This window comes from Bradyrhizobium sp. YR681, assembly GCF_000282615.1.
GTDB lineage: Bacteria > Pseudomonadota > Alphaproteobacteria > Rhizobiales > Xanthobacteraceae > Bradyrhizobium.
This window is the reverse complement of the sequence record NZ_AKIY01000072.1, coordinates 1-18,776: the sequence shown is the minus strand read 5'-3', so window position 1 is coordinate 18,776 and position 18,776 is coordinate 1. Positions and strand designations below refer to the sequence as shown.

Annotated in this window: 20 protein-coding genes and 1 pseudogene; 10 read left to right on the top strand and 11 right to left on the bottom strand. The window is 65.4% G+C overall.

Annotation, left to right across the window (positions count from 1 at the left end; all coding sequences use genetic code 11):
- The 4 genes from PMI42_RS08875 to PMI42_RS08860 form a co-directional block, all read right to left on the bottom strand.
- Positions 1-178 (bottom strand): SDR family NAD(P)-dependent oxidoreductase (locus PMI42_RS08875; RefSeq protein ID WP_008132747.1); only part of this gene is annotated, 178 nt, incomplete at its 3' end.
- Between the two features lie 20 nt (positions 179-198).
- Positions 199-609: a MaoC family dehydratase gene (locus PMI42_RS08870; RefSeq protein WP_008132745.1), complete on the bottom strand. Its 411-nt coding sequence runs from the start codon at positions 607-609 to the stop codon at positions 199-201.
- Positions 606-1,061 carry a MaoC family dehydratase N-terminal domain-containing protein gene (locus tag PMI42_RS08865; protein ID WP_008132743.1) on the bottom strand — a complete coding sequence of 152 codons (456 nt, stop codon included), beginning with the start codon at positions 1,059-1,061 and terminating at the stop codon, positions 606-608. Before PMI42_RS08865 ends, PMI42_RS08870 begins: the two co-directional genes overlap by 4 nt.
- A gap of 5 nt (positions 1,062-1,066) precedes the next feature.
- Entirely contained in the window at positions 1,067-2,248 is a 1,182-nt protein-coding gene (locus PMI42_RS08860; protein WP_008132741.1) for a lipid-transfer protein, read from the bottom strand.
- Positions 2,249-2,336: 88 nt separating this feature from the next.
- Between PMI42_RS08860 and PMI42_RS08855 the strand changes: the two genes are divergently transcribed.
- The 3 genes from PMI42_RS08855 to PMI42_RS08845 all read left to right on the top strand — a co-directional run bounded on the left by PMI42_RS08855 (position 2,337) and on the right by PMI42_RS08845 (position 5,405).
- Positions 2,337-3,077: a TetR/AcrR family transcriptional regulator gene (locus tag PMI42_RS08855; protein WP_008132739.1), complete on the top strand. Its 741-nt coding sequence runs from the start codon at positions 2,337-2,339 to the stop codon at positions 3,075-3,077.
- Complete coding sequence (locus PMI42_RS08850; RefSeq protein WP_008132737.1) at positions 3,074-4,630, top strand: long-chain-fatty-acid--CoA ligase; 1,557 nt, start codon at positions 3,074-3,076, stop codon at positions 4,628-4,630. The genes PMI42_RS08855 and PMI42_RS08850 overlap by 4 nt, the downstream gene beginning before the upstream one ends.
- 100 nt (positions 4,631-4,730) lie before the next feature.
- Positions 4,731-5,405, top strand: a complete 675-nt coding sequence (locus PMI42_RS08845) for an alpha/beta hydrolase family protein (RefSeq protein WP_008132735.1) — start codon at positions 4,731-4,733, stop codon at positions 5,403-5,405.
- 3 nt (positions 5,406-5,408) lie between these two features.
- Here the strand turns inward: PMI42_RS08845 and PMI42_RS08840 are convergent, their stop codons facing one another.
- The gene (locus tag PMI42_RS08840; RefSeq protein ID WP_008132733.1) at positions 5,409-6,383 is read right to left on the bottom strand and encodes a ketopantoate reductase family protein; all 975 of its coding nucleotides are present in this window, start codon (positions 6,381-6,383) and stop codon (positions 5,409-5,411) included.
- Positions 6,384-6,538: 155 nt separating this feature from the next.
- Between PMI42_RS08840 and PMI42_RS08835 the strand changes: the two genes are divergently transcribed.
- The gene (locus PMI42_RS08835; protein WP_008132730.1) at positions 6,539-7,342 is read left to right on the top strand and encodes an enoyl-CoA hydratase-related protein; all 804 of its coding nucleotides are present in this window, start codon (positions 6,539-6,541) and stop codon (positions 7,340-7,342) included.
- Between the two features lie 203 nt (positions 7,343-7,545).
- Here the strand turns inward: PMI42_RS08835 and PMI42_RS08830 are convergent, their stop codons facing one another.
- Positions 7,546-8,430 carry a LysR family transcriptional regulator gene (locus PMI42_RS08830; RefSeq protein WP_008132729.1) on the bottom strand — a complete coding sequence of 295 codons (885 nt, stop codon included), beginning with the start codon at positions 8,428-8,430 and terminating at the stop codon, positions 7,546-7,548.
- A 111-nt stretch (positions 8,431-8,541) separates the two neighbouring features.
- Here PMI42_RS08830 and PMI42_RS08825 point away from each other — a divergent pair, with 111 nt between their 5' ends.
- The 4 genes from PMI42_RS08825 to PMI42_RS08810 all read left to right on the top strand — a co-directional run bounded on the left by PMI42_RS08825 (position 8,542) and on the right by PMI42_RS08810 (position 12,707).
- A complete protein-coding gene (locus PMI42_RS08825; RefSeq protein ID WP_008132727.1) occupies positions 8,542-9,909 on the top strand; it encodes an FAD-dependent oxidoreductase in 1,368 nt (455 codons plus the stop codon).
- Positions 9,910-9,943: 34 nt separating this feature from the next.
- Entirely contained in the window at positions 9,944-10,948 is a 1,005-nt protein-coding gene (locus PMI42_RS08820; protein ID WP_008132725.1) for an ABC transporter substrate-binding protein, read from the top strand.
- Positions 10,949-11,122: 174 nt separating this feature from the next.
- Positions 11,123-11,896, top strand: a complete 774-nt coding sequence (locus PMI42_RS08815; protein WP_008132723.1) for an ABC transporter ATP-binding protein — start codon at positions 11,123-11,125, stop codon at positions 11,894-11,896.
- Entirely contained in the window at positions 11,889-12,707 is an 819-nt protein-coding gene (locus tag PMI42_RS08810; RefSeq protein ID WP_008132720.1) for an ABC transporter permease, read from the top strand. The genes PMI42_RS08815 and PMI42_RS08810 overlap by 8 nt, the downstream gene beginning before the upstream one ends.
- A 119-nt stretch (positions 12,708-12,826) precedes the next feature.
- Here PMI42_RS08810 and gtdA read toward each other — a convergent pair whose 3' ends face one another.
- A complete protein-coding gene (gtdA, locus tag PMI42_RS08805; protein WP_008132718.1) occupies positions 12,827-13,867 on the bottom strand; it encodes a gentisate 1,2-dioxygenase in 1,041 nt (346 codons plus the stop codon).
- A 109-nt stretch (positions 13,868-13,976) separates the two neighbouring features.
- Between gtdA and maiA the strand changes: the two genes are divergently transcribed.
- Together maiA and PMI42_RS08795 are read left to right on the top strand one after the other, a co-directional pair.
- Positions 13,977-14,609 carry a maleylacetoacetate isomerase gene (gene maiA, locus PMI42_RS08800; RefSeq protein ID WP_008132716.1) on the top strand — a complete coding sequence of 211 codons (633 nt, stop codon included), beginning with the start codon at positions 13,977-13,979 and terminating at the stop codon, positions 14,607-14,609.
- The gene (locus PMI42_RS08795) at positions 14,599-15,108 is read left to right on the top strand and encodes a MarR family winged helix-turn-helix transcriptional regulator (protein WP_008132713.1); all 510 of its coding nucleotides are present in this window, start codon (positions 14,599-14,601) and stop codon (positions 15,106-15,108) included. Before maiA ends, PMI42_RS08795 begins: the two co-directional genes overlap by 11 nt.
- A 156-nt stretch (positions 15,109-15,264) precedes the next feature.
- Here PMI42_RS08795 and PMI42_RS08790 read toward each other — a convergent pair whose 3' ends face one another.
- The 4 genes and pseudogenes from PMI42_RS08790 to PMI42_RS08775 all read right to left on the bottom strand — a co-directional run.
- Positions 15,265-16,878 carry a benzoate-CoA ligase family protein gene (locus tag PMI42_RS08790; RefSeq protein ID WP_008132710.1) on the bottom strand — a complete coding sequence of 538 codons (1,614 nt, stop codon included), beginning with the start codon at positions 16,876-16,878 and terminating at the stop codon, positions 15,265-15,267.
- Entirely contained in the window at positions 16,875-18,029 is a 1,155-nt protein-coding gene (locus PMI42_RS08785) for an FAD-dependent monooxygenase (protein WP_008132708.1), read from the bottom strand. The genes PMI42_RS08790 and PMI42_RS08785 overlap by 4 nt, the downstream gene beginning before the upstream one ends.
- 189 nt (positions 18,030-18,218) lie before the next feature.
- Entirely contained in the window at positions 18,219-18,434 is a 216-nt protein-coding gene (locus PMI42_RS08780) for a hypothetical protein (RefSeq protein ID WP_008132706.1), read from the bottom strand.
- A 125-nt stretch (positions 18,435-18,559) separates the two neighbouring features.
- Positions 18,560-18,776: pseudogene (locus PMI42_RS08775) on the bottom strand (hypothetical protein); the annotation flags it as partial.

The following is an 18,776-nucleotide window of genomic DNA, read 5'->3' as shown; positions in this document are numbered from 1 at the left end:
CGGCGGCCGCGTCGCCGCCGAGCGCCTCGATCTCCGCCACTACGGCGTTGCCGGGCTCGGCATCGAGATCGTTGACGACGACCTTGGCGCCTTCGCGCGCGAGCTTGAGTGCGATCGCGCGCCCGATGCCGCGGCCCGAGCCGGTGATGAGCGCGACCTTTCCTTGCAGTTTTGCCATTTGCATGTGTCCTCTTGTTGTCACAGCGCGACGACGGCGCGGCCTTCGAGCTTGACCTCGCCGCGCTCGTCCCTGGTCGTGAGCGCGAGCCTTGCGCGCCGCTCGCCGTCTTCGGCGAAGAGCTCGGTCACGGTGCCTTCACAGGTCAGCTTGGCGCCAAGCTGGGTGATGGCGACGAACCGGGTCGAAAAACTGCGGAGCCTCGACGGTGGCACCGCATCGGTGAGCGCCTGCCCGAGATAGGCCATCACCAGCATGCCGTGCGCGAACACATCCGGAAATCCGGCCGCTTTGGCAAAATCGATATCGACGTGGATCGGATTATGATCGCCCGATGCGCCGCGATAGAGCGCGAGCGTGTGGCGGGTGATCGGCGGAAAGACCTTGTGAACGAGACGGTCACCGGCCTTGATGTCTCCGGGTGCCGTCATGACGCCACCTCGTTGCGGACGACGATAGTGCGCGCGGTATCGGCGACATGCACGCCGTCCTGATTGGTCACCTCGCAACGGATGCCGATCAGCGTCATCGCGCCGCCCTTCTTCTCGGTCACGCTGGTCAGGCTAGGCCGAAACGTCAGGGTGTCGCCGACCAGAACTGGCGCATGATAAACGAAGCTCTGCTCGCCATGCAGTACGCGCGCGAGGTCGATGCCGAGCGCGGTGAACATTTCGAAGGGGTCGTCGACGTCCATCATCTCCAGGCAGAACAGATAGGTCGGCGGCACCGGCATGCCGATAAATCCGGCCGCCCGCGCGGCATCCGTGTTGCGGTAGACCAGATTCTCTTCACCCAGCGTATTGAGGAAGTAGCGAAGGCGACCCGGCTCCACGCGCGCGGTGACGGGCGTGAAGCAGCGTCCGACGGCTGACTGATCGACCATGGAGGTCAATGCCGCATGTAGAGCGTAACGACGCAGGCACCGCCGAGGCCCAGATTGTGCTGGAGCGCGACTTTTGCGCCCTCGACCTGCGTGGCACCTGCCGTGCCGCGCAACTGCCGCGTCAGCTCGTAGCATTGCGCAAGCCCGGTGGCACCGAGCGGATGCCCCTTCGACAGCAATCCGCCGGACGGATTTGTCACGATCCGGCCACCATAGGTGTTGTCGCCGTCATTGATGAACTTGCCGGCCTCGCCCTCGCCGCAGAGGCCGAGCGCCTCGTAGGTGATGAGTTCGTTCTGGGCGAAGCAGTCGTGCAGCTCGACGACGTCGAGATCGTCAGGCCCGACGCCGGCGCTCTCATACACCCTGCGCGCCGCCTCCTTGGCCATGTCGTAGCCGACCAACCGCATCATGTCGCCGGCCTGGAAGGTCGAGGGCGTGTCGGTGGTCATGGTCTGCGCTGCAATGCGCACCTGCTTGCCGATGCCGTGCTTGTCCGCAAACCGCTCGGACACCAGCACTGCGGCGGCCCCGCCGCATGTCGGCGGGCATGCCATCAGGCGCGTCATCACGCCCGGCCAGATCACCTGGTCGTTCATCACGTCGTCCGCGGACAGTTCCTTGCGGAAGATCGCGAGCGGATTGTTCCTGGCATGTCGGCTCGCTTTGGCGCGCACCTTGGCGAAGGCGTCGAGTGGGGTGCCGTACTTCTTCATGTGGCTGAGCCCGGCGCCGCCGAAATAGCGCAGCGCCAGCGGGATGCCGGGGGCATCGATCAACTGGTCCGCAGCCGCGTCGAATTCCTCGAATGCGCTTGGACGATCGGTATAGACGCTGCCGAGCGCGCCGGGCTTCATTTGCTCGAAGCCGACAGCCAGCACGCAATCCAGCACGCCGCTTGCGATCATTTGCCGCGCCATGAACAACGCGGTCGAGCCGGTCGAGCAATTGTTGTTGACGTTGACGATGGGGATGCCGGTCATCCCGACATTGTAAAGCGCGCGCTGCCCGCAGGTTGAATCACCGTAGACGTAGCCGACATAGGCCTGTTCTACCGTCTCGTAACCGAGGCCGGCATCCGCAAGCGCCAGTTTGACCGCCTCCGTCCCCATCTCGTGATAGGGCGCGCTGGCGCCCGGTTTGGCGAAGGGAATCATGCCGACCCCTGCGACGATGACGTCAGACATCGCTTCCTCCCAATAAATTACCCTTTGGACTTTTTCTTACCCGCTGGTAATATATCGGTCGACGTCCTCCGGAGTCAACTGACCGAGCATGGATTCAGCACCGCCCGCTCCACCCTCATCGCCGCCGCCTTCGCCCTGGCTGCCGTTCGAGAGCCGCCGCCGCGCCCGCGACGAAAAGCGCGAGGCGGTGCTGCGCGCCGCCGTTCAGCTGTTCCTGGAGCAGGGCTATCACCGTGTGACGCTGAACGAGGTCGCCGAGCGGCTGAACATCACCAAGCCCGCGCTGTACAATTATTTCCGGGGCAAGGACGAGATCCTGTTCGAATGCTGGTCGATGGGCGCCGAGCTCGTCGACAGTGTGATCACGGAGATCAACGCCGGCGGCGGTTCTGGCCTCGCCAGGCTGCGCAAGCTGGTGCACGCCTATGCCGCGCTCATGGCGACCGATTTCGGCGCGAGCCTCGTGCGTTTCGATCTGCGTGACCTGACCGAGCGCAACGCCGCTGTCGCGCGCGCCGCCAAGAAGCGGATCGACGCCACCTTCCGGCGATACCTCGCCGACGGTATTGCCGATGGTTCGGTCAGGCCGTGCGATCCCAAGCTTGCAGCGTTCGCCATCGCGGGCGCGCTCAACTGGATCGGCCATTGGTATCGCCGTGACGGCACGCTGTCGCCGACCGGAATCGCCGACGAGTTCACGGTTCGCCTGACGGAAGGCCTGGCGACCGAAAGCCGGCAACAGATGACAAAGAAGACGCCGAGGGCGCCGCGACGGCGCAACTCAGGACGCAAACCACCAGGGAAGAAGCGCACAGGAGGAACGCGATGAACATCACGCATGGACTGCGGCGCGCGCTGCAGATCAATTCGAAGGGGCTCGCCACCGTCTACGGCCAACGGCGTCGCAGCTGGAGCGAACTCGGCGAGCGCATTGCAAGGCTGGCTGGCGGGCTGCGCACCCGCGGCATCAAGGACGGCGATCGCGTCGCGGTGCTGTCCTTCAACTCGGATCGCTACCTCGAGCTTTATCTGGCGACGGGTTGGGCGGGCGGCGTGATCGTGCCGCTCAACATTCGCTGGAGCGCCCTTGAAAACGAGGATGCGCTGCGCGACTGCCGTGCTTCCGTTCTGCTGGTCGACAAGGCCTTTGCGCAGGTCGGCGCGCAGCTCGCCGGCGCCATTCCTGGGTTGAAGCTGATCTATGCCGACGACGGCGAGGTGCCGGCCGAAATGGAGAGCTACGAGGATCTGGTCGCGGCCAGCGCTCCGGTTGCCGATGCCATGCGCGAGGGCGACGATCTCGCCGGCATCTTCTACACCGGCGGGACCACCGGGCGTTCGAAGGGTGTGATGCTCAGTCACCGGAACCTGATGGCCAATGCTCTCAACGCTCTCGGTGAAGGCCTTTTCCCGGCGAGCACGACCTATCTGCATGCGGCACCGATGTTTCATCTCGCCAATGGGGCCGCGATGTATTCGCTGATGCTCTCCGGCGGCTCCAACGTGATCGTTCAGGGTTTCACGCCCGAGGGCGTGATGGTTGCGATGCAGAACGAGCGCGTCACCGACGTGCTGCTAGTACCCACAATGATCCAGATGTTCGTCGACCACCCCGCGATTGGAAATTACGACCTGTCGTCGCTCAAGCACGTCATCTATGGGGCCTCGCCGATCAGCGAGGCGGTGCTCGACCGTGCCGCGCGCGCATTGCCGCATGTGCGCTTCACCCAGGCCTACGGCATGACCGAATTGTCGCCGATCGCGACGTTGCTGCACGCCGACGAGCATGTCGGGGAGGGGCGCAGAAAGGGCCGTCATCGCGGTGCGGGTCGCGCCACACTCGGCTGCGAGGTGCGGATCGTCGACGAAAATGACCAGCCTGTACCGGCAGGCTCGGTCGGCGAGATCGTAGTGCGCGGCGACACCGTGATGATGGGCTATTGGGAGAGGCTTGAGGAGACCGCGCGGGCCGTCGTTGATGGCTGGATGCACACGGGCGATGGCGGCTACATGGACGAGGACGGTTTCATCTATGTCGTCGATCGCGTGAAGGACATGATCATCTCGGGCGGGGAGAATGTGTACTCGATCGAGGTCGAGAACGCGCTGGCGCAGCACCCGTTGGTGCTGCAATGCGCGGTCATCGGAGTTCCCAATGAGCAATGGGGAGAGCAGGTTCATGCCGTCGTGGTCAAGCGCAGCGGCGTGGAGGTTTCGCCCAGCGAGCTGATCGAGTTCACGAAGACGTTGATTGCCGGCTACAAATGTCCCCGCAGCATCGAGATCACCGAGACGCCGCTGCCGCTGTCTGGCGCCGGCAAGGTGCTGAAGCGAGAGCTGCGCAGGCCGTTCTGGGAGGGTCGGGAGCGGCGGGTCAGCTAAGGGCCTCCGTTCGCGGGCCGCAGGGACAAGCGCGAGGTCTCCTGTTTTCAGATCGCGCTTGGGCAGGTACCATCGCGGGAATTTGTCGGGAACATTGGTCTTGGTCGAGACGCGCGAACTCAAGCTCGACATCGGGCGCATTGGTACGGTCTCGGCGATCCTGACGCGGCCGCACAATGCGCGTGCCTGCTACGTGCTGGCGCATGGTGCCGGTGCGGGCATGAAGCATGCATCCATGGACAAGATTGCGGAGGGTCTTGCCGATCGCGGCATCGCGACGCTCCGCTTCAATTTTCCCTACATGGAGAAGAAGCAGGGCCGTCCCGACCAGCCGGCGGTCGCCCACGCGGCCATCCGCGCGGCGGTCAAGGAGGCCGCACGGCTGTGCCCCGGGTTGAAGCTCGTTGCCGGCGGAAAGTCGTTTGGCGGGCGCATGACGTCGCAGGCACAATCCAAGACGCCGCTGCCTGATGTCAAGGGGCTCGCCTTCCTCGGCTTTCCCCTGCACGCCGACAAGAAGCCGTCGACCGAGCGCGCCGAGCATCTCGCCCAGGTCAATATCCCGATGTTGTTCCTGCAAGGCACGCGCGACGGGCTTGCCGATCTCGGCCTCCTCAAGCCCGTCATCGCAGCGCTCGGCCCGAAGGCGACGCTGCATGAGGTCGCCGGCGGCGATCATTCCTTTGCGGTGCTGAAAAAGTCCGGCCGCACCAATGACGAGGCACTGACAGAGGTGCTCGACACGCTCACGGCCTGGATCGACGGGCTCGCTTGAGGCTCAGGCCGCGTAAAGCCCCTTGTCGCGCGCCTTCTGGATCGCGAGCGCGGCGATCAGGTCGAGCGTCGGTGTCGACAGGCCAGCGGTGCGTGCGAAGGCGGCCGGCGCCCTCACCAGCACGTCGATTTCCATGGCGCGGCCGAGCTCGTAGTCCTGGAGCAGCGACGGCTTGTGGTTGGGAGCGGGGCCGCTGCGTGTCACGCGCTTGACCTCGGGGATGAAGTGCTGGGCGATGTCGTTGGCCTCGTTCAGCATGCGCGGGATGACCTCGGTGAAAGCGGGATCGTCGCGCACGCCGCGCGCGGTCTGGCCGGTCAGCAGGCACAGCACCGACAGCGACATGTTGGTCAGCAGCTTTGACCAGATCGCCTCACGGATATCGGCCACCGGCGGCGATTCCAGCCGTGCGTCGTTGAAGACACCGCGCAGCCTGGTGATGCGCTCGCAATTGCGATCGTCACATTCGCCGATCAGCAGGCGGTTGCGGTCGGGGGTCAGGTTCTGCACCACGCCGGGCGCGGTCACCTCGTTGGAGGAGAAGATGACGCCGCCGATGATCCGCTCTTTCGGAATGCAGGCGCGCAGGCGCCCGCCGGGATCGAGGAAGGAAATGTCGGGCGGGGCAGGGTGCCGCGGCGGCAGGCCGATGCCGTACCACCAGGGAATGCCGTTCTGCGCGAACACGATGGCGGTGTCGTCCTGGAGCAGCGGCTTGAGGCTGGAGACCAGCCCGGTCAGCGCGGTCGCCTTCAAGGTTGAGATCACGACGTCCTGCGGGCCGAGCTGCGCCGGATCGCCCGAGGCGTTGACCTTCGCGGTAACCTCGGAATCGCCGACGCGCAGCTTCAGGCCACCCGCGCGCACCGCCTCCAGATGCGCCCCCCGCATCACGCAACTGACGTCATGACCGGCGCGCGCCAGCCTGACCGCGATGTGGCTTCCGACGGCGCCCGCGCCGAAAATGCAGATGCGCATAGATGTCCCGTTCCTGATCCCTTGATGCCGCCCGATAGCAGCATGACACAAGCCGCCATGCGATGGACGCGGCTGCCCTACGCTGGAAAGATATGGATCGAGACGCGTGGCCTCGGCCATAGTGCGCGCAAAGCAAACGACCGGAGGGATCGCCGATGACTGCCAGCCCCGTCCTGTGGACCCTTGATGAACGTGGGGTTGCGACCCTCACGTTGAACCGCCCGGACGTGAACAACGCCTATGACGGCGCGCTGATCGCGGGCGTGCTGGCGGCCATGGACGATCTCGGCAGCAAGCCGAACCTGCGCGTCGTCGTGCTCAGGGGCAACGGCAAGCATTTCCAGGCCGGCGCCGACCTCAAATGGATCAACGGCGTGCGGCCGCAATCGGCCGAGGCGAACGAGGCGGCGTCGCGTGCGACCTTCGAGGCCGTGCAGCGGCTCAACACGCTGCCGATTCCGACCGTCGCGCTGGTGCAGGGTGGCTGCTTCGGCGGCGGCACCGGCGTCATCGCGGGCTGCGATGTCGTGATCGCCGCGGACAACGCCCTGTTCTCGATCACGGAGGTGCGCTGGGGCCTGACGGCGGCGATCATCATCCCGCAGCTTTGCGACGCCATCGGCGTACGGCAGGTCCGCCGCTACGCGCTGACCGGCGAACGCTTTGGCGCCGAGGACGCTCGCCGCATTGGCCTCGTGCACGAGGTGGTGCCGCTCGCCGACCTCGAAGCCGCAGGGGCCAAGGTGGTCGAGCAGCTGCTCGCCAACGGGCCGGAGGCGATGGCCGAGACCAAGCGGCTCGCGCTGGAGAGCTCGTTCGGCGGCATGGCGGTGGACGATGCCGCTTACAAGCGGCTCGTGCACCTGCATTCGGTCAAGCGCCAGAGCGCGGAGGCGGCGGAGGGGCTGGCCTCGTTCGCCGAGAAGCGGGCGGGCAATTGGGGCGGCGGCAAAGGCTGAGCGCGAGCCGCTCAGCAGCCCCGGCAGATGTTGTTGATGCTGCGATAGACAGCGTCGTCGTCCTGCCGAATTTGCAACTTCCGAAAACAGCTCGTAGCCCGGATGGAGCGAAGCGCAATCCGGGACAGACCAACCGCATCGTCGGACCGCCAGCGTGGCATGAATCCCGGATTACGCTTCGCTGCATCCGGGCTACGGGCCTTCTAAAGCGACGATGCGAGCGACCTCTTGAGCAGGGCGAGCAGCGCCTGCACCGCAGCCGCATTGCGCCGCCGCTCGGGTATCGCGGCCTTCACCCACAATTCCGGAACCGGAAAGTCGCGCAGCACCGGCTTGAGCGTACCGTCGCGCAAGGCATCCGCGACGAGGTAGTCCGATATCAGCACGATGCCGTTGCCGGCGATGGCGCTGCGCGCCAGCACATGTCCTTCGTTGGAGGAGAGCAGCGGACTGACCTGGATGCTGATGCGGCCGCGCGGGCCGTCAAAAATCCATTCCGGCCCGGTCGGCAGAAAACTGAGGCAGCGATGCTCGACGAGGTCGCGCGGATGCTTCGGCGTGCCGTGCTTCTTCAAATAGGCCGGTGAAGCGCAGAGCAGCCGCTTCAGCACGCAGAGCGGTTCGTCGACCACGCCGCCGAAGGAGTGCGGGAAGGCGCCGATGGCGATGTCAAAACCCTCGGTGACGGGATCGACCGGGCGGTCGATCAGCACGATCTCGAGCTTGAGCCGCGGGTTCTGGGTCTGGAACGCGCTGAAGGCGTCGGCGAGCCGCGCCACCGTCAGCGAGGTCGGCGCCTTGATGCGCAGATGATCGACGAGATCGTGGCCCTTCTCGCCCATGCGCGAGAGCAGGTCGGTGGCATCGGTCACGACGCCGCGGGCGCGATGCACGTAACGCTGGCCGGCGTCGGTCAGCCGCAATTGCCGGGTCGAGCGGTGAAACAGCGGCGTGCCGATCCGTGCCTCCAGTTGCGTGACGCGTTTGGCGACCACCGAGGTCGAGACGCCGAGTTTTCGCGCGGCGGCGGAGAAACCAGCCGCATCCGCAGTGGCGAGGAACGCCTGAAGGTTCACGAGGATGTCCATCCCAACCTTTCACGATTCGAGAAAGCTGATCCCGTATTTTGGTGGATTGTAGCCCGGCTCGCGTTAATTCATAGTCGGTCGCAATCAAGGATTTCAGGGATAGGACGCGCCATGCGGGCCACGACGATCGCAGAACCAGCACGCCAGGTGCCGATCTACGGCGAATATGAAGTCGTCGTGCTCGGCGGCGGTCCGGCCGGCATTACCGCGGCGGCGTCTGCTGCACGGGCGGGGCGGAAGACGCTGCTGATCGAGCGTTACGGCTTCCTCGGCGGCATGGGCACCGCCGCGGGCGTCACCAATTTCTGCGGCCTGCACGGCAATGTCTACGGCGAGGCTCGCCGGTTGGTACAGGGCATGGCGTCCGAGCTACTGGCGCGGATCGACCTCCTCAACGGCCTCAACACACCGCATCTGATATTGGGCAAGGTGTTTGCGCAGGCCTATGATACCGCGGCGTACAAGATCGCGGCCGACCAATTGCTCGCCAGCCACAAGGTCAACATCCTTTTCCATGCGCTCGGCGCCGGCGTGGTGATGGGCGATAACAGCCGCATCGACGCGCTGCTGGTCGAGACCAAGGCCGGCCGGCAGGCGGTGCGATCGGAGATTTTCATCGATTGCTCCGGCGACGGCGACCTCGCGGTCTGGGCCGGGGCACCATTCGAGTTCGGCGACGAACACGGCCATCCCATGTATCCGTCGATGATGCTCCGTCTCAACAACATCGACCCTGACAAGGCCGGTGATGCCTGGCGAACCATTCCGCAATTGATGGAAAAGGCGCTCGCGGCCGGCACCCACACATTCCCGCGCAAGAGCGCGATCGTGCGACCGCAGAAGTCCGGCATCGAATGGCGGGTGAATTTCACGCAAGTCGCGCGTGCGGACGGCCACGCCATCAGCGGCATCGAGCCTGATGATCTCACCCGCGGCGAAATCGAGGGCCGCAAGCAGGCGCTCGCGGCGTTCGAATTCCTGCGCAGCACGGTGCCGGGGTTCGAGAAGGCCTACATCGTCGATCTGCCGCCGCAGCTCGGCATCCGCGAGACCCGCCGCATCACGGGCGGCTACCAGCTCAGCGGCGAAGACGTGCTTGGCTGCGCCTCGTTCGAGGATTCCATCGGCGTCAACGGCTGGCCGATCGAAGCTCATGTTCCCGGCGACGTCGTCTTCACCTTCCCGCCGATCCCGGAATCGCGCGGCTATAACGAGCTGCCGTACCGGATGCTGGTGCCCGAAGGCGTCGACAATCTCCTGGTCGCCGGCCGCTGCGCCTCGATGACCCATGAGGGCCAGTCGGCGGCGCGGGTGTCCGGTGCCTGTTTCGTGATGGGTGAGGCGGCCGGTTCCGCCGCCGCGCTGGCGCTCTCCGGAAACCGGATCCCCCGCGAAATCCCCATTGAAAAGTTGCAGGAAACGTTGAAACAACAGGGCGCCTTCACCGGGCGGGACCAGGCGGTGCCCGAGGGGCTTTGACGGGCTGCAAAACAACGACGGCGGAGGAAACGGGATGATCGGGATTGCGCGGCTCGCACTTGCGGGCCTGATGGCGATCATGGCGATGGGCACGGCCCGGGCCGAGGATGCGCTGAAGGCCAGGATCGGCGTGCTCCGCCTGTCGTCCTCCGCACCTGTCTTCATCGCGCAGGACAAGGGCTATTTCCGCGAGGCCGGCCTCGACGTCGAGCTGAAATTCTTCGACGCGGCGCAGCCGATCGCGGTCGCCACGACCTCGGGCGACATCGATTTCGGCGTCACCGCTTTCACCGCAGGCCTGTACAATCTCGCCGGCAAGGGCGTGCTGAAAGTGATCGGCGGCATGAGCCGCGAGAAGGCCGGCTATCCCCTGATCGGCTATTTCGCCAGCAACAATGCGTATGCGGCCGGGCTGAAGACGCCGAAGGACCTCGCGGGCAAGCGCGTGGCGGTGACGCAGGTCGGATCATCCTTCCACTATTCGCTCGGCCTGCTCGCCGACAAATACGGTTTCAAGCTTGCGGACGTGAAGATCGTGCCGCTGCAATCGCTGTCGAACGCGGCAGCCGCGCTCAAGGGCGAGACGGTCGATGCGGCGCTGCTGCCGATCTCCACCGCGCGAAAGCTGATGGACGAGGGCGGCGCGAAGTTTCTGGGCTGGGTCGGCGACGAGACGCCCTGGCAGCTGGGCGCGGTGTTCGCATCGCCGAAGACACTGACCAACAAGGCGCTGGTGACGAAATTCCTCGGCGTGCTGGCGAAGGCCGACCGCGAATATCACGACGTCGTCCTCGCTTCGATGAAGGACGGCGTGGCGCCGATCAACGCGCAGACCAAGCCGCTGCTGGAGATCATTGCGAAGTACACCAATCTGCCGGTCGAGCAGGTGGTCGGCAATTGCGCCTATATCGATCCCGAGGGCAGGCTCGACATCAAGAACGTCGACAACCAGATCAAATGGCTCCAGGAGCAGGGATTCGCGGACAAGGGCTTTGACGCGAACGCGATCATCGCGAAGGACTTTGTGAAGGCGGATTGATGCCCCAGGCGCTTACCAATCTCCGTCATCCTGAGGTGCTCGCGAAGCGAGCCTCGAAGGATGCACGGCCCGGAGGCAGCGGGGCCGTCGCCCTTCGAGGCCTCCGCCCAGCGGCGCAATTGCGCCGCAAGGCTCCGGCACCTCAGGGTGACGGATCACGATATAGGCCGTGAGATGGACCTGATCGCCAACCACATCTCCCACCGCTTCGGCGATCTCGCGGTGCTCGACGATGTCTCCTTCGCCGTCAGCGCCGGCGAGGTGGTGGCGATCGTCGGTCCGTCCGGCTGCGGCAAGAGCACGCTGCTGTCCATCCTCGGCGGGCTGTTGCAGCCGACGTCGGGTGCGCCCGAGTTGCGCGGCGCGCCGCCGGCGGACAGCCTCAATCCGCTCACCTTCGTGTTCCAGGATTTTGCGCTGCTGCCCTGGGCGACGGTGGAAGAGAACGTCGAATTCCCGCTGCTGCACACAAAACTCTCGGCCGCACAGCGCCGCGCACAGGTCGAGGATGCCTTGCGCCGCACCGGCCTGACCGATTTTCGCAAAACCTATCCGAAGCAGCTGTCCGGCGGCATGCGCCAGCGCGTCGGCATTTCGCGCGCGCTGGCAGTCCGCCCCGCGATCCTGCTGATGGACGAGCCGCTGTCGGCGCTGGATTCCCAGACCCGCGAGCTGCTGATGGAGGATTTCGTCCGCCTGCTCGCCGACGGCGGCATGGGCGCGGTCTACGTCACCCACAATCTCGAGGAGGCCGCGCGTCTTGCCGACCGCATCGTCGTGCTGTCGCGCCGTCCCGGCCGCATTCGCGAGGTCGTGACCGTGCCGATGACGCGCACGGAGCGGGGCGAAATCGCTGCGCGTGAACGGCTGCTCGCGCTTCAGAACCAGATCTGGTCGCTGATCCGCAACGAGGCGATCGACGCCGAGCGCGAGGTCCAGCATGCTTGATCGTGCCGGGACGCCTGCGAAGGACGAGACGACGCGGCGCGTCCGCTTCCGCGGTGCCGGCTTCGTGCCTGCGTCGAGCCGCTTTGGCGGCTGGATCGCACTCGCCCTCGTCATCGCGATCTGGCAGGCCGCCGGTAGCGCCGGCCTCGTCAATCCGCTGTTCCTGCCCGCACCGTTGGCGATCGTGCGCGCGATCTACGATCTCGCGATGTCAGGCGCGCTCTGGCAGCATCTGTCGGCCTCGATCCTGCGCATCGGCGTTGGCTGGGTGCTGGGAACGGCGGCCGGCGTCGCGGTCGGTTTCGCCATCGGCCTGTCGCGGCTGGCGCGCAGCGTCGGCATCACCTTCATTTCGGCGCTGTTCCCGATCCCGAAGATCGCGCTGCTGCCGCTGTTGATCCTCTGGCTCGGCATCGGCGAAGAGCCGAAGATCGCGACCATTGCGCTCGGGGTGTTCTTCTCGACCGCGATCTCGGTCTATAGCGGCGTCGATGCCGTGCCGCGCAACCTCATCCGCATGGCGCAGAGCTTCAACGTGCCGTTCGTCACCATCGTGCGCAAGGTGATCTGGCCCGGCGCGCTGCCCGCCATTCTCGCCGGCTTCCGCATCACCGCGTCGGTGGCACTGCTGCTCGTCGTCAGCGCCGAGATGATCGGCGCACAGTATGGCATCGGCGCGTTCGTGCTTCAGGCCGGCAATCTGATGCAGACCGATCAGCTGCTCGCGGGCGTGGTGATCCTGTCGGTGTTCGGGCTGGCGGTGGGCAAGGTGATCGGCTGGCTGGAGACGCGGTTGCTGCACTGGCGGTAGCGGCAATGACCGCGGCCGTAGGGTGGGCAAAGCGTAAGCGTGCCCACCATCTAGAAGACGTGGGCACGGCGCTTCGCGCCTTTGCCCACCCTACGAGACCGTCACGCGTTCCGAGATCTTCACGCGTTCCCGCGATCCTCCCGGAACAGATCCAGCTTCTGCTGCACCGGCCGGTCCGAGAAGCTGAACAGCACGGCATCCTCATCCGCCTCGTGCGTCACCCATTGCCAGCTCGGCACCACGAAGAGATCGCGCGGACCCCACTCGAACACGGCATCGCCGATCCGGCTGCGGCCACGGCCCTCGATCGGACAGAACACCGTCGCATCGGTCGCGCGGTAGCGCGCGGTCTTGAAACCCTTGGGCAGCAGCTGGATGAAGGTGCCGATGGTCGGCATCGCGAAATCGCCGGTCTCGGGGTTGCTGAACTTCAGCTTCAGCCCGTGGCAGGCGTCCCACTCCTGGCTCGTTCTCGCCTTTTCCAGCGCTTCGCGCGTGTGCGCATAGGGATAGCTGAAGATCGGCGAGGTCTTCGAGCTCCGCTTCACATCGACCGGCAGCAGATTGTGGCCGTAGCGCGCAAAGCTGTCGCCGGCCGGCCGCGTGATCTTCTGCTGGTCCTCTTTCGAGCCTTCCGCAAAGGAGCAGTCGAAGAACTGCACCAGCGGAATGTCGAGCCCGTCGAGCCAGAACATCGGCTCGTCGGTCTCGTTGGAATGATCGTGCCAGGTCATCGACGGCGTGATGATGAAGTCGCCGGGCTCCATGGCGGTGCGCTCGCCGTCCACCGCGGTGTGGGCGCCCTTGCCCTCAAGCACGAACCGCAGCGCCGATTGGCTGTGCCGGTGGGCGGGCGCGACGTCGCCGGGCACCACCATCTGCACGCCGGCATAGAGCGAGGTGGTGATTTTCGACTGGCCGCGGAGGCCGGGATTTTCCAGCACCAGCACGCGCCGCTCGGCTTCCTTGGCGGTGATCAGCTTGCCGGCTTCCGTCATGTAGTCGCGGATGGTGTCGAACTTCCAGAGGTGCGGCCGGCAGGCGCTCCTCGGCTCCGGCGTGATCAGGTCGCCCATCACCGTCCACAGCGCGGTGAGATTTTCGCCGTCGATCTTCTTGTAGAACGCCTCGCGTTCCGGCGTCTTGGTCACGGCTTCCATGGCGCGGCTCCCGTCGTTTTTCTGTAGATTGACAGCATACTGACAATCTTTGTAGCGTCAATGGCAGCCAGGATTGCTAAGTAACGAGAAAATTCACGGGAGGGTTCCGATGAAGCTGCATGGCTATTTCCGCTCCAGCGCCGCCTACCGGGTGCGGATCGCGCTGAACCTCAAGGGCCTCGGCGCCGAGCATCTGCCGCATCATCTTCGCAAGGGCGAGCAATGCGCGCCCGCTTACCTTGCCATCAACCCGCAAGGCCTGGTGCCGACGCTTGAAAGCGATGCGGGTGCGGTGCTGACCCAATCGGTCGCCATCATCGAATGGCTCGACGAGACCCACCCCGATCCGGCGCTTCTGCCGAAGGATCCGCTGCGCCGCGCCAGGGTGAGGGCGTTCGCGCTCGCGATCGCCTGCGACACCCATCCGGTGCAGAATTTGAAGGTGCTGGCGCGATTGCGCGAACTCGGCCTTGCCGAGGACAAGGTTCAGGACTGGGCGGCCTGGGTCAATCGCGAGGGGCTGTCGGCCTGCGAGACGCTGATCAGGGACGAGCCGGGTGCGTTCTGCTTTGGCGATGCGCCGACGCTTGCCGATCTCTGCTTGGTGCCGCAACTCGCCAATGCACGCCGCTTCAGCGTCGATGTCGCCGCCTATCCGCGCCTGCTGAAGGCGGAGGCCGCGGCAAAGGCGCTGCCGGCCTTCGCCAACGCCGCGCCGGAGAAGCAGCCCGATGCCGAGTAAGCCTGCCCCGATCACGATCGACGCCGTCTATGCCGCGCCGGGCTATCTGTTCCGGCGCATGCAGCAGATCGCGGTCTCGATCTTCATGGAGGAATGCAAGGCGTTCGACCTGACCCCGGTGCAATATGCGGCCCTGATCGCGATCCACACCCATCCCGGCATCGACGCGACGCGGCTGTCGGCGGTGATCGCGTTCGACCGCTCCACGCTCGGCAGCGTGATCGAGCGGCTACAGGCCAAGGATTTTGTCGAGCGCAAGCCGGCGCCCGAGGACAAGCGGATCAAGCTGCTCTATTTGACGAAATCAGGTGCCGCGATCCTGCGCGAGATCATTCCCGCCGTCGAACGCGCCCAGGCGCGGATGCTGGAGCCGCTCAAGCCGGCCGACCGCAAGGCGTTGTTGGGGCTGATGACGCAGCTCGTCGATCTCAACAACGAGGCCTCGCGCGTGCCGCTGCGGGCGGAGGATGCGCTGGAGCATCTGGGCAAGGGTGGGTGAGGGGGCGAGTGAGTAAGACGCTGCTTCAGCAATAATGGTGTCATTCCCCGCGAAGGCGGGAATCCAGTACGCCGCGGCCTTTCGGCTCAATCACAGTCGCCTCTGGAATACTGGATCGCCCGCCTTCGCGGGCGATGACCAGCGAGTTTGGGATTGCTACATCCTGAGCAACGCCTGCCGGTCGATCTTCCCCGTGCCGGTCTTCGGCAGCTCGTCGATGAAGATCACCTCGCGCGGATATTTGTACGGCAAGAGCTTGCCCTTGACGTAATCCTGCAGCCGCCGCGTCGCCTCGCTCTGGTTCGTGGCGCGATTGTTCATCACCACCACGGCCTTCAGCGTCATGCGCCGGTCCGGCAGCTCGGCGGCGAACACCGCACATTCGCGGATGTCGGGGTGGTCGGCAAGGCACAGCTCGACCTCGAGTGGATAGACCCATTGCCCGGAGATCTTGATGAGATCGTCGGCGCGGCCACGGAAGAAATGAAAACCCTCGGCATCGCGAACGAAGCGGTCGCCGGTGTAGATCCAGCCGCCCTCGCGAATGGTCTCGGCGGACTTGTCCGGCCGGTTCCAGTACAGCGGCGTGTTGGAATCGCCGCGCACCCACAAAATGCCTTCCTCGTTGTCGCCGACCTCGCGGCCCTCCTTGTCGCGCAGCGCGACCTCGTAGCCGGGCACGCGCAGGCCGGCGGCGCCGAGTTTTTTCTGCTCGGGCCGGTTTGAGAGGTAGATGTGCAGCACCTCGGTCGAGCCGAGGCCCTCGACGATTTCGAGACCCGTGAGCGTCTTCCAGCCGTTGAAGACCTCGGCCGAAAGCACCTCGGCGGCGGAGAGCGCCATGCGCAATGACGAGAAGTTCGTCTGGTTCGCGCCGTCAGCCCTGGTCAGCGAGGTGTAGAGCGTCGGCAGGCCGAAGAAGACCGTCGGCTCGTATTGCTCGATCGCCGCAAAGATCGAAGCCGGCTTCGGCTGACCCGGCAGCAGCAGCGTCGCCGCGCCGGCCGAAAACGGGAAGGTGACGGAATTGCCGAAGCCATAGGCGAAGAAGATCTTCGGCACCGAGAAGCAGATATCGTCAGGCGTCAGCTTCAGCACGTTCTGCGCGAAGGCAGCCTCGCTATAGGCCATGTCGTGCTGGAGATGCACGATGCCCTTGGGCCGGCCAGTCGATCCGGAGGAGTACATCCAGAACGCCATCTCGTCGCGCTGCGTATCGGCTTCCGCCAGCTCCGTCGGGAATCGCGCGAGCCAGCCTGTCGCCCCGACTGCCGTCGGCGCGGCGTGATCGCCGACCTCGCCATTGACGACGATCAGCGTGCGCAGCTTCGTGTCCTTGCAGGCCTCCGCATTGAAGCGCGCGCAAAACTCGGATTCGGCCACCGCGACACTTGCGCCGGAATCGGCCAGATAGAATTGCAGCAGATCCGGCGGCGTCAGCGTGTTGATGAGCAGCGGCACGAAGCCGGCGCGCACCGCGCCGAAGAAGGCGGCGGGGTAGGCCGGGGTGTCGTCGAGGAACAGCAGCACGCGGTCGCCGCGTTTCAGGCCGAGCGAGACAAGGCCGTTACCCCAGCGGCAGGCCTCCGCACAAAGCTCGGCATAGCTGCGCGTGCCCGCCGGCCCGATCAGCGCGAGCCTGTCGCCGTATCCCTTGCCGAGATTGTCGAACAGCACGCGGCCGGCGTTGTAGACTTGCGGAACGGCAAAGCCGATCTCGCGGGCGCCCGGGCTGTCCGCAGGCACCTGGTCGCGAATCTCGTTGCTCATGCCGTCGCCTCGCCGTCGGCATCCCCGCCGTTCCTGTCGGCCTCGTAGCGCGCCATGAAGGCCGGCGACATATGGCGCAGGCGGGAATCGTCGATGCGGCCGGAGCGGGTGATGTAGCTGTAGGCGAAATCCATCAGGTCGAGCTGCATGTGCTGGGCAAAATGCTCGTACCAGAACGCGCTCGTGCGTGCGGCGTTGACGAGCTTCTGCACCACGGGCTTTCGCGCGGCCTGGTAGCGATGCAGCGCGGTCGTCAGGTGCGCATCCGATTCCAGCGCCTTGACCAGCGCGATCGCATCCTCGATCGCGAGCCGCGTGCCCGAGCCGATCGAGAAATGCGCCGAATGCAGGGCGTCGCCGATCAGCACCATGTTCTTGAACGACCAATGCTCGTTCCAGACCCAGGGAAAGTTGCGCCAGACCGATTTGTTGGAGACGAGGCAATGGCCGCCGAGCGTGTCGGCGAACACCTCCTCGCAGACGCCCTTGGACTGCTCGACGTCCTTGTAGGCAAAGCCATAGGCCTGCCACGTCGCGTGATCGCATTCGACCAGGAAGGTGCTCATGGTCGGCGAATAACGGTAGTGATGGGCGTTGAAGGCACCGCGATCGGTCTTCACGAAGGTCTGCGACAGCGTGTCGAAGCGCTTCGAGGTCCCGTACCAGACGAATTTGTTGGAGGAATAGGACAGCGAGGTGCCGAAATCGCCCTCATAGGCGCGGCGCACCAGCGAGTTCAGCCCGTCGGCGGCGACGATCAGATCGTAGCCGCCCAGCTGGTCGATCCCGTGAATCTGGGTGTCGAAGCGTGGCGTGACGCCGACATCGAGCGCGCGCTGCTGGAGGAACTGCAACAGCTCGAGCCGTCCGATCGAGGAGAAGCCGACACCGTCGATGGCGACGTGATCGCCATGCAGGTTCAGCGTGATGTTCTCCCAGCTCTCCATGTGCGGCGCGATCGCATCGACCGTCTCGGGGTCGTCGGCGCGCAGAAACTCCAGGGCCTGGTCGGAAAACACCACGCCAAAGCCCCAGGTCGCGTCGGCCGGGTTCTGTTCGAACAGGTCGACTTGATCCTCGGGGTGACGCTTCTTCCAGAGATAGGCGAAGTAGAGCCCACCGGGCCCCCCGCCAATCACGGCGATCCGCAAATTCCGCCTCCCTAATTGACAGTATACTTACTATCTAAGGGTAGACTAATGCGCCCCGGTCGCCCGCGCCAGCGGAATTATCGATGAAGCGAGGCGCGCCGAAGCTCACGTCCGGACACCCGTTTTGCGTGTGTCCGAAACCGTCGGATGCGAATCATAGCCAAAGCGCGCCCGGTTGACCACCCGGGGTCAGACGCAGCGCTTCACGTAGACCCCGTTCACCAGCACCCTGGTGCAGCGGACCACCGGAACCGGCTTGCGGACCACGACGGCCGCATTCGGCCCGGCGCAACCGGCGCGGTAGACGCCGCGGGCGCAGACCACCGCATTGGCATCGGTGGCCTCGAACGTCATGGTCGCCCCGAAGGCGAGGAGTGCAGAAGCGATGAGCAGCAATGAACGCATGTCCTTCTCCCGGTCTTGTCGTGATTGAAATCGGATATCGGCAAAGGTCTTGTCGCTGACGGCGTGCGAAAATCGCGCACGCCGTGAATCGTTGTCGCGCGCCCTGGCGCGTCACGCACGCCGCCCTATCGTGCCGCGAACGGGGCGAGCACGTCCTTGCAGGCGGGCGAGAGCGAGGCGGCATTGCCGGCGATGCATTGCACGATGCGGCCGCCGCCCGGCGCGACACCGGCGCAGAGCGTGCGGATGTCGGCGCCGCAGGCCGAGCGCACGATGAATAATTCTTCGCGCGGCCGCAGCGGGCGAAGCACGATGACGGCGGGCGCGGCTGCCGGCGCCGCG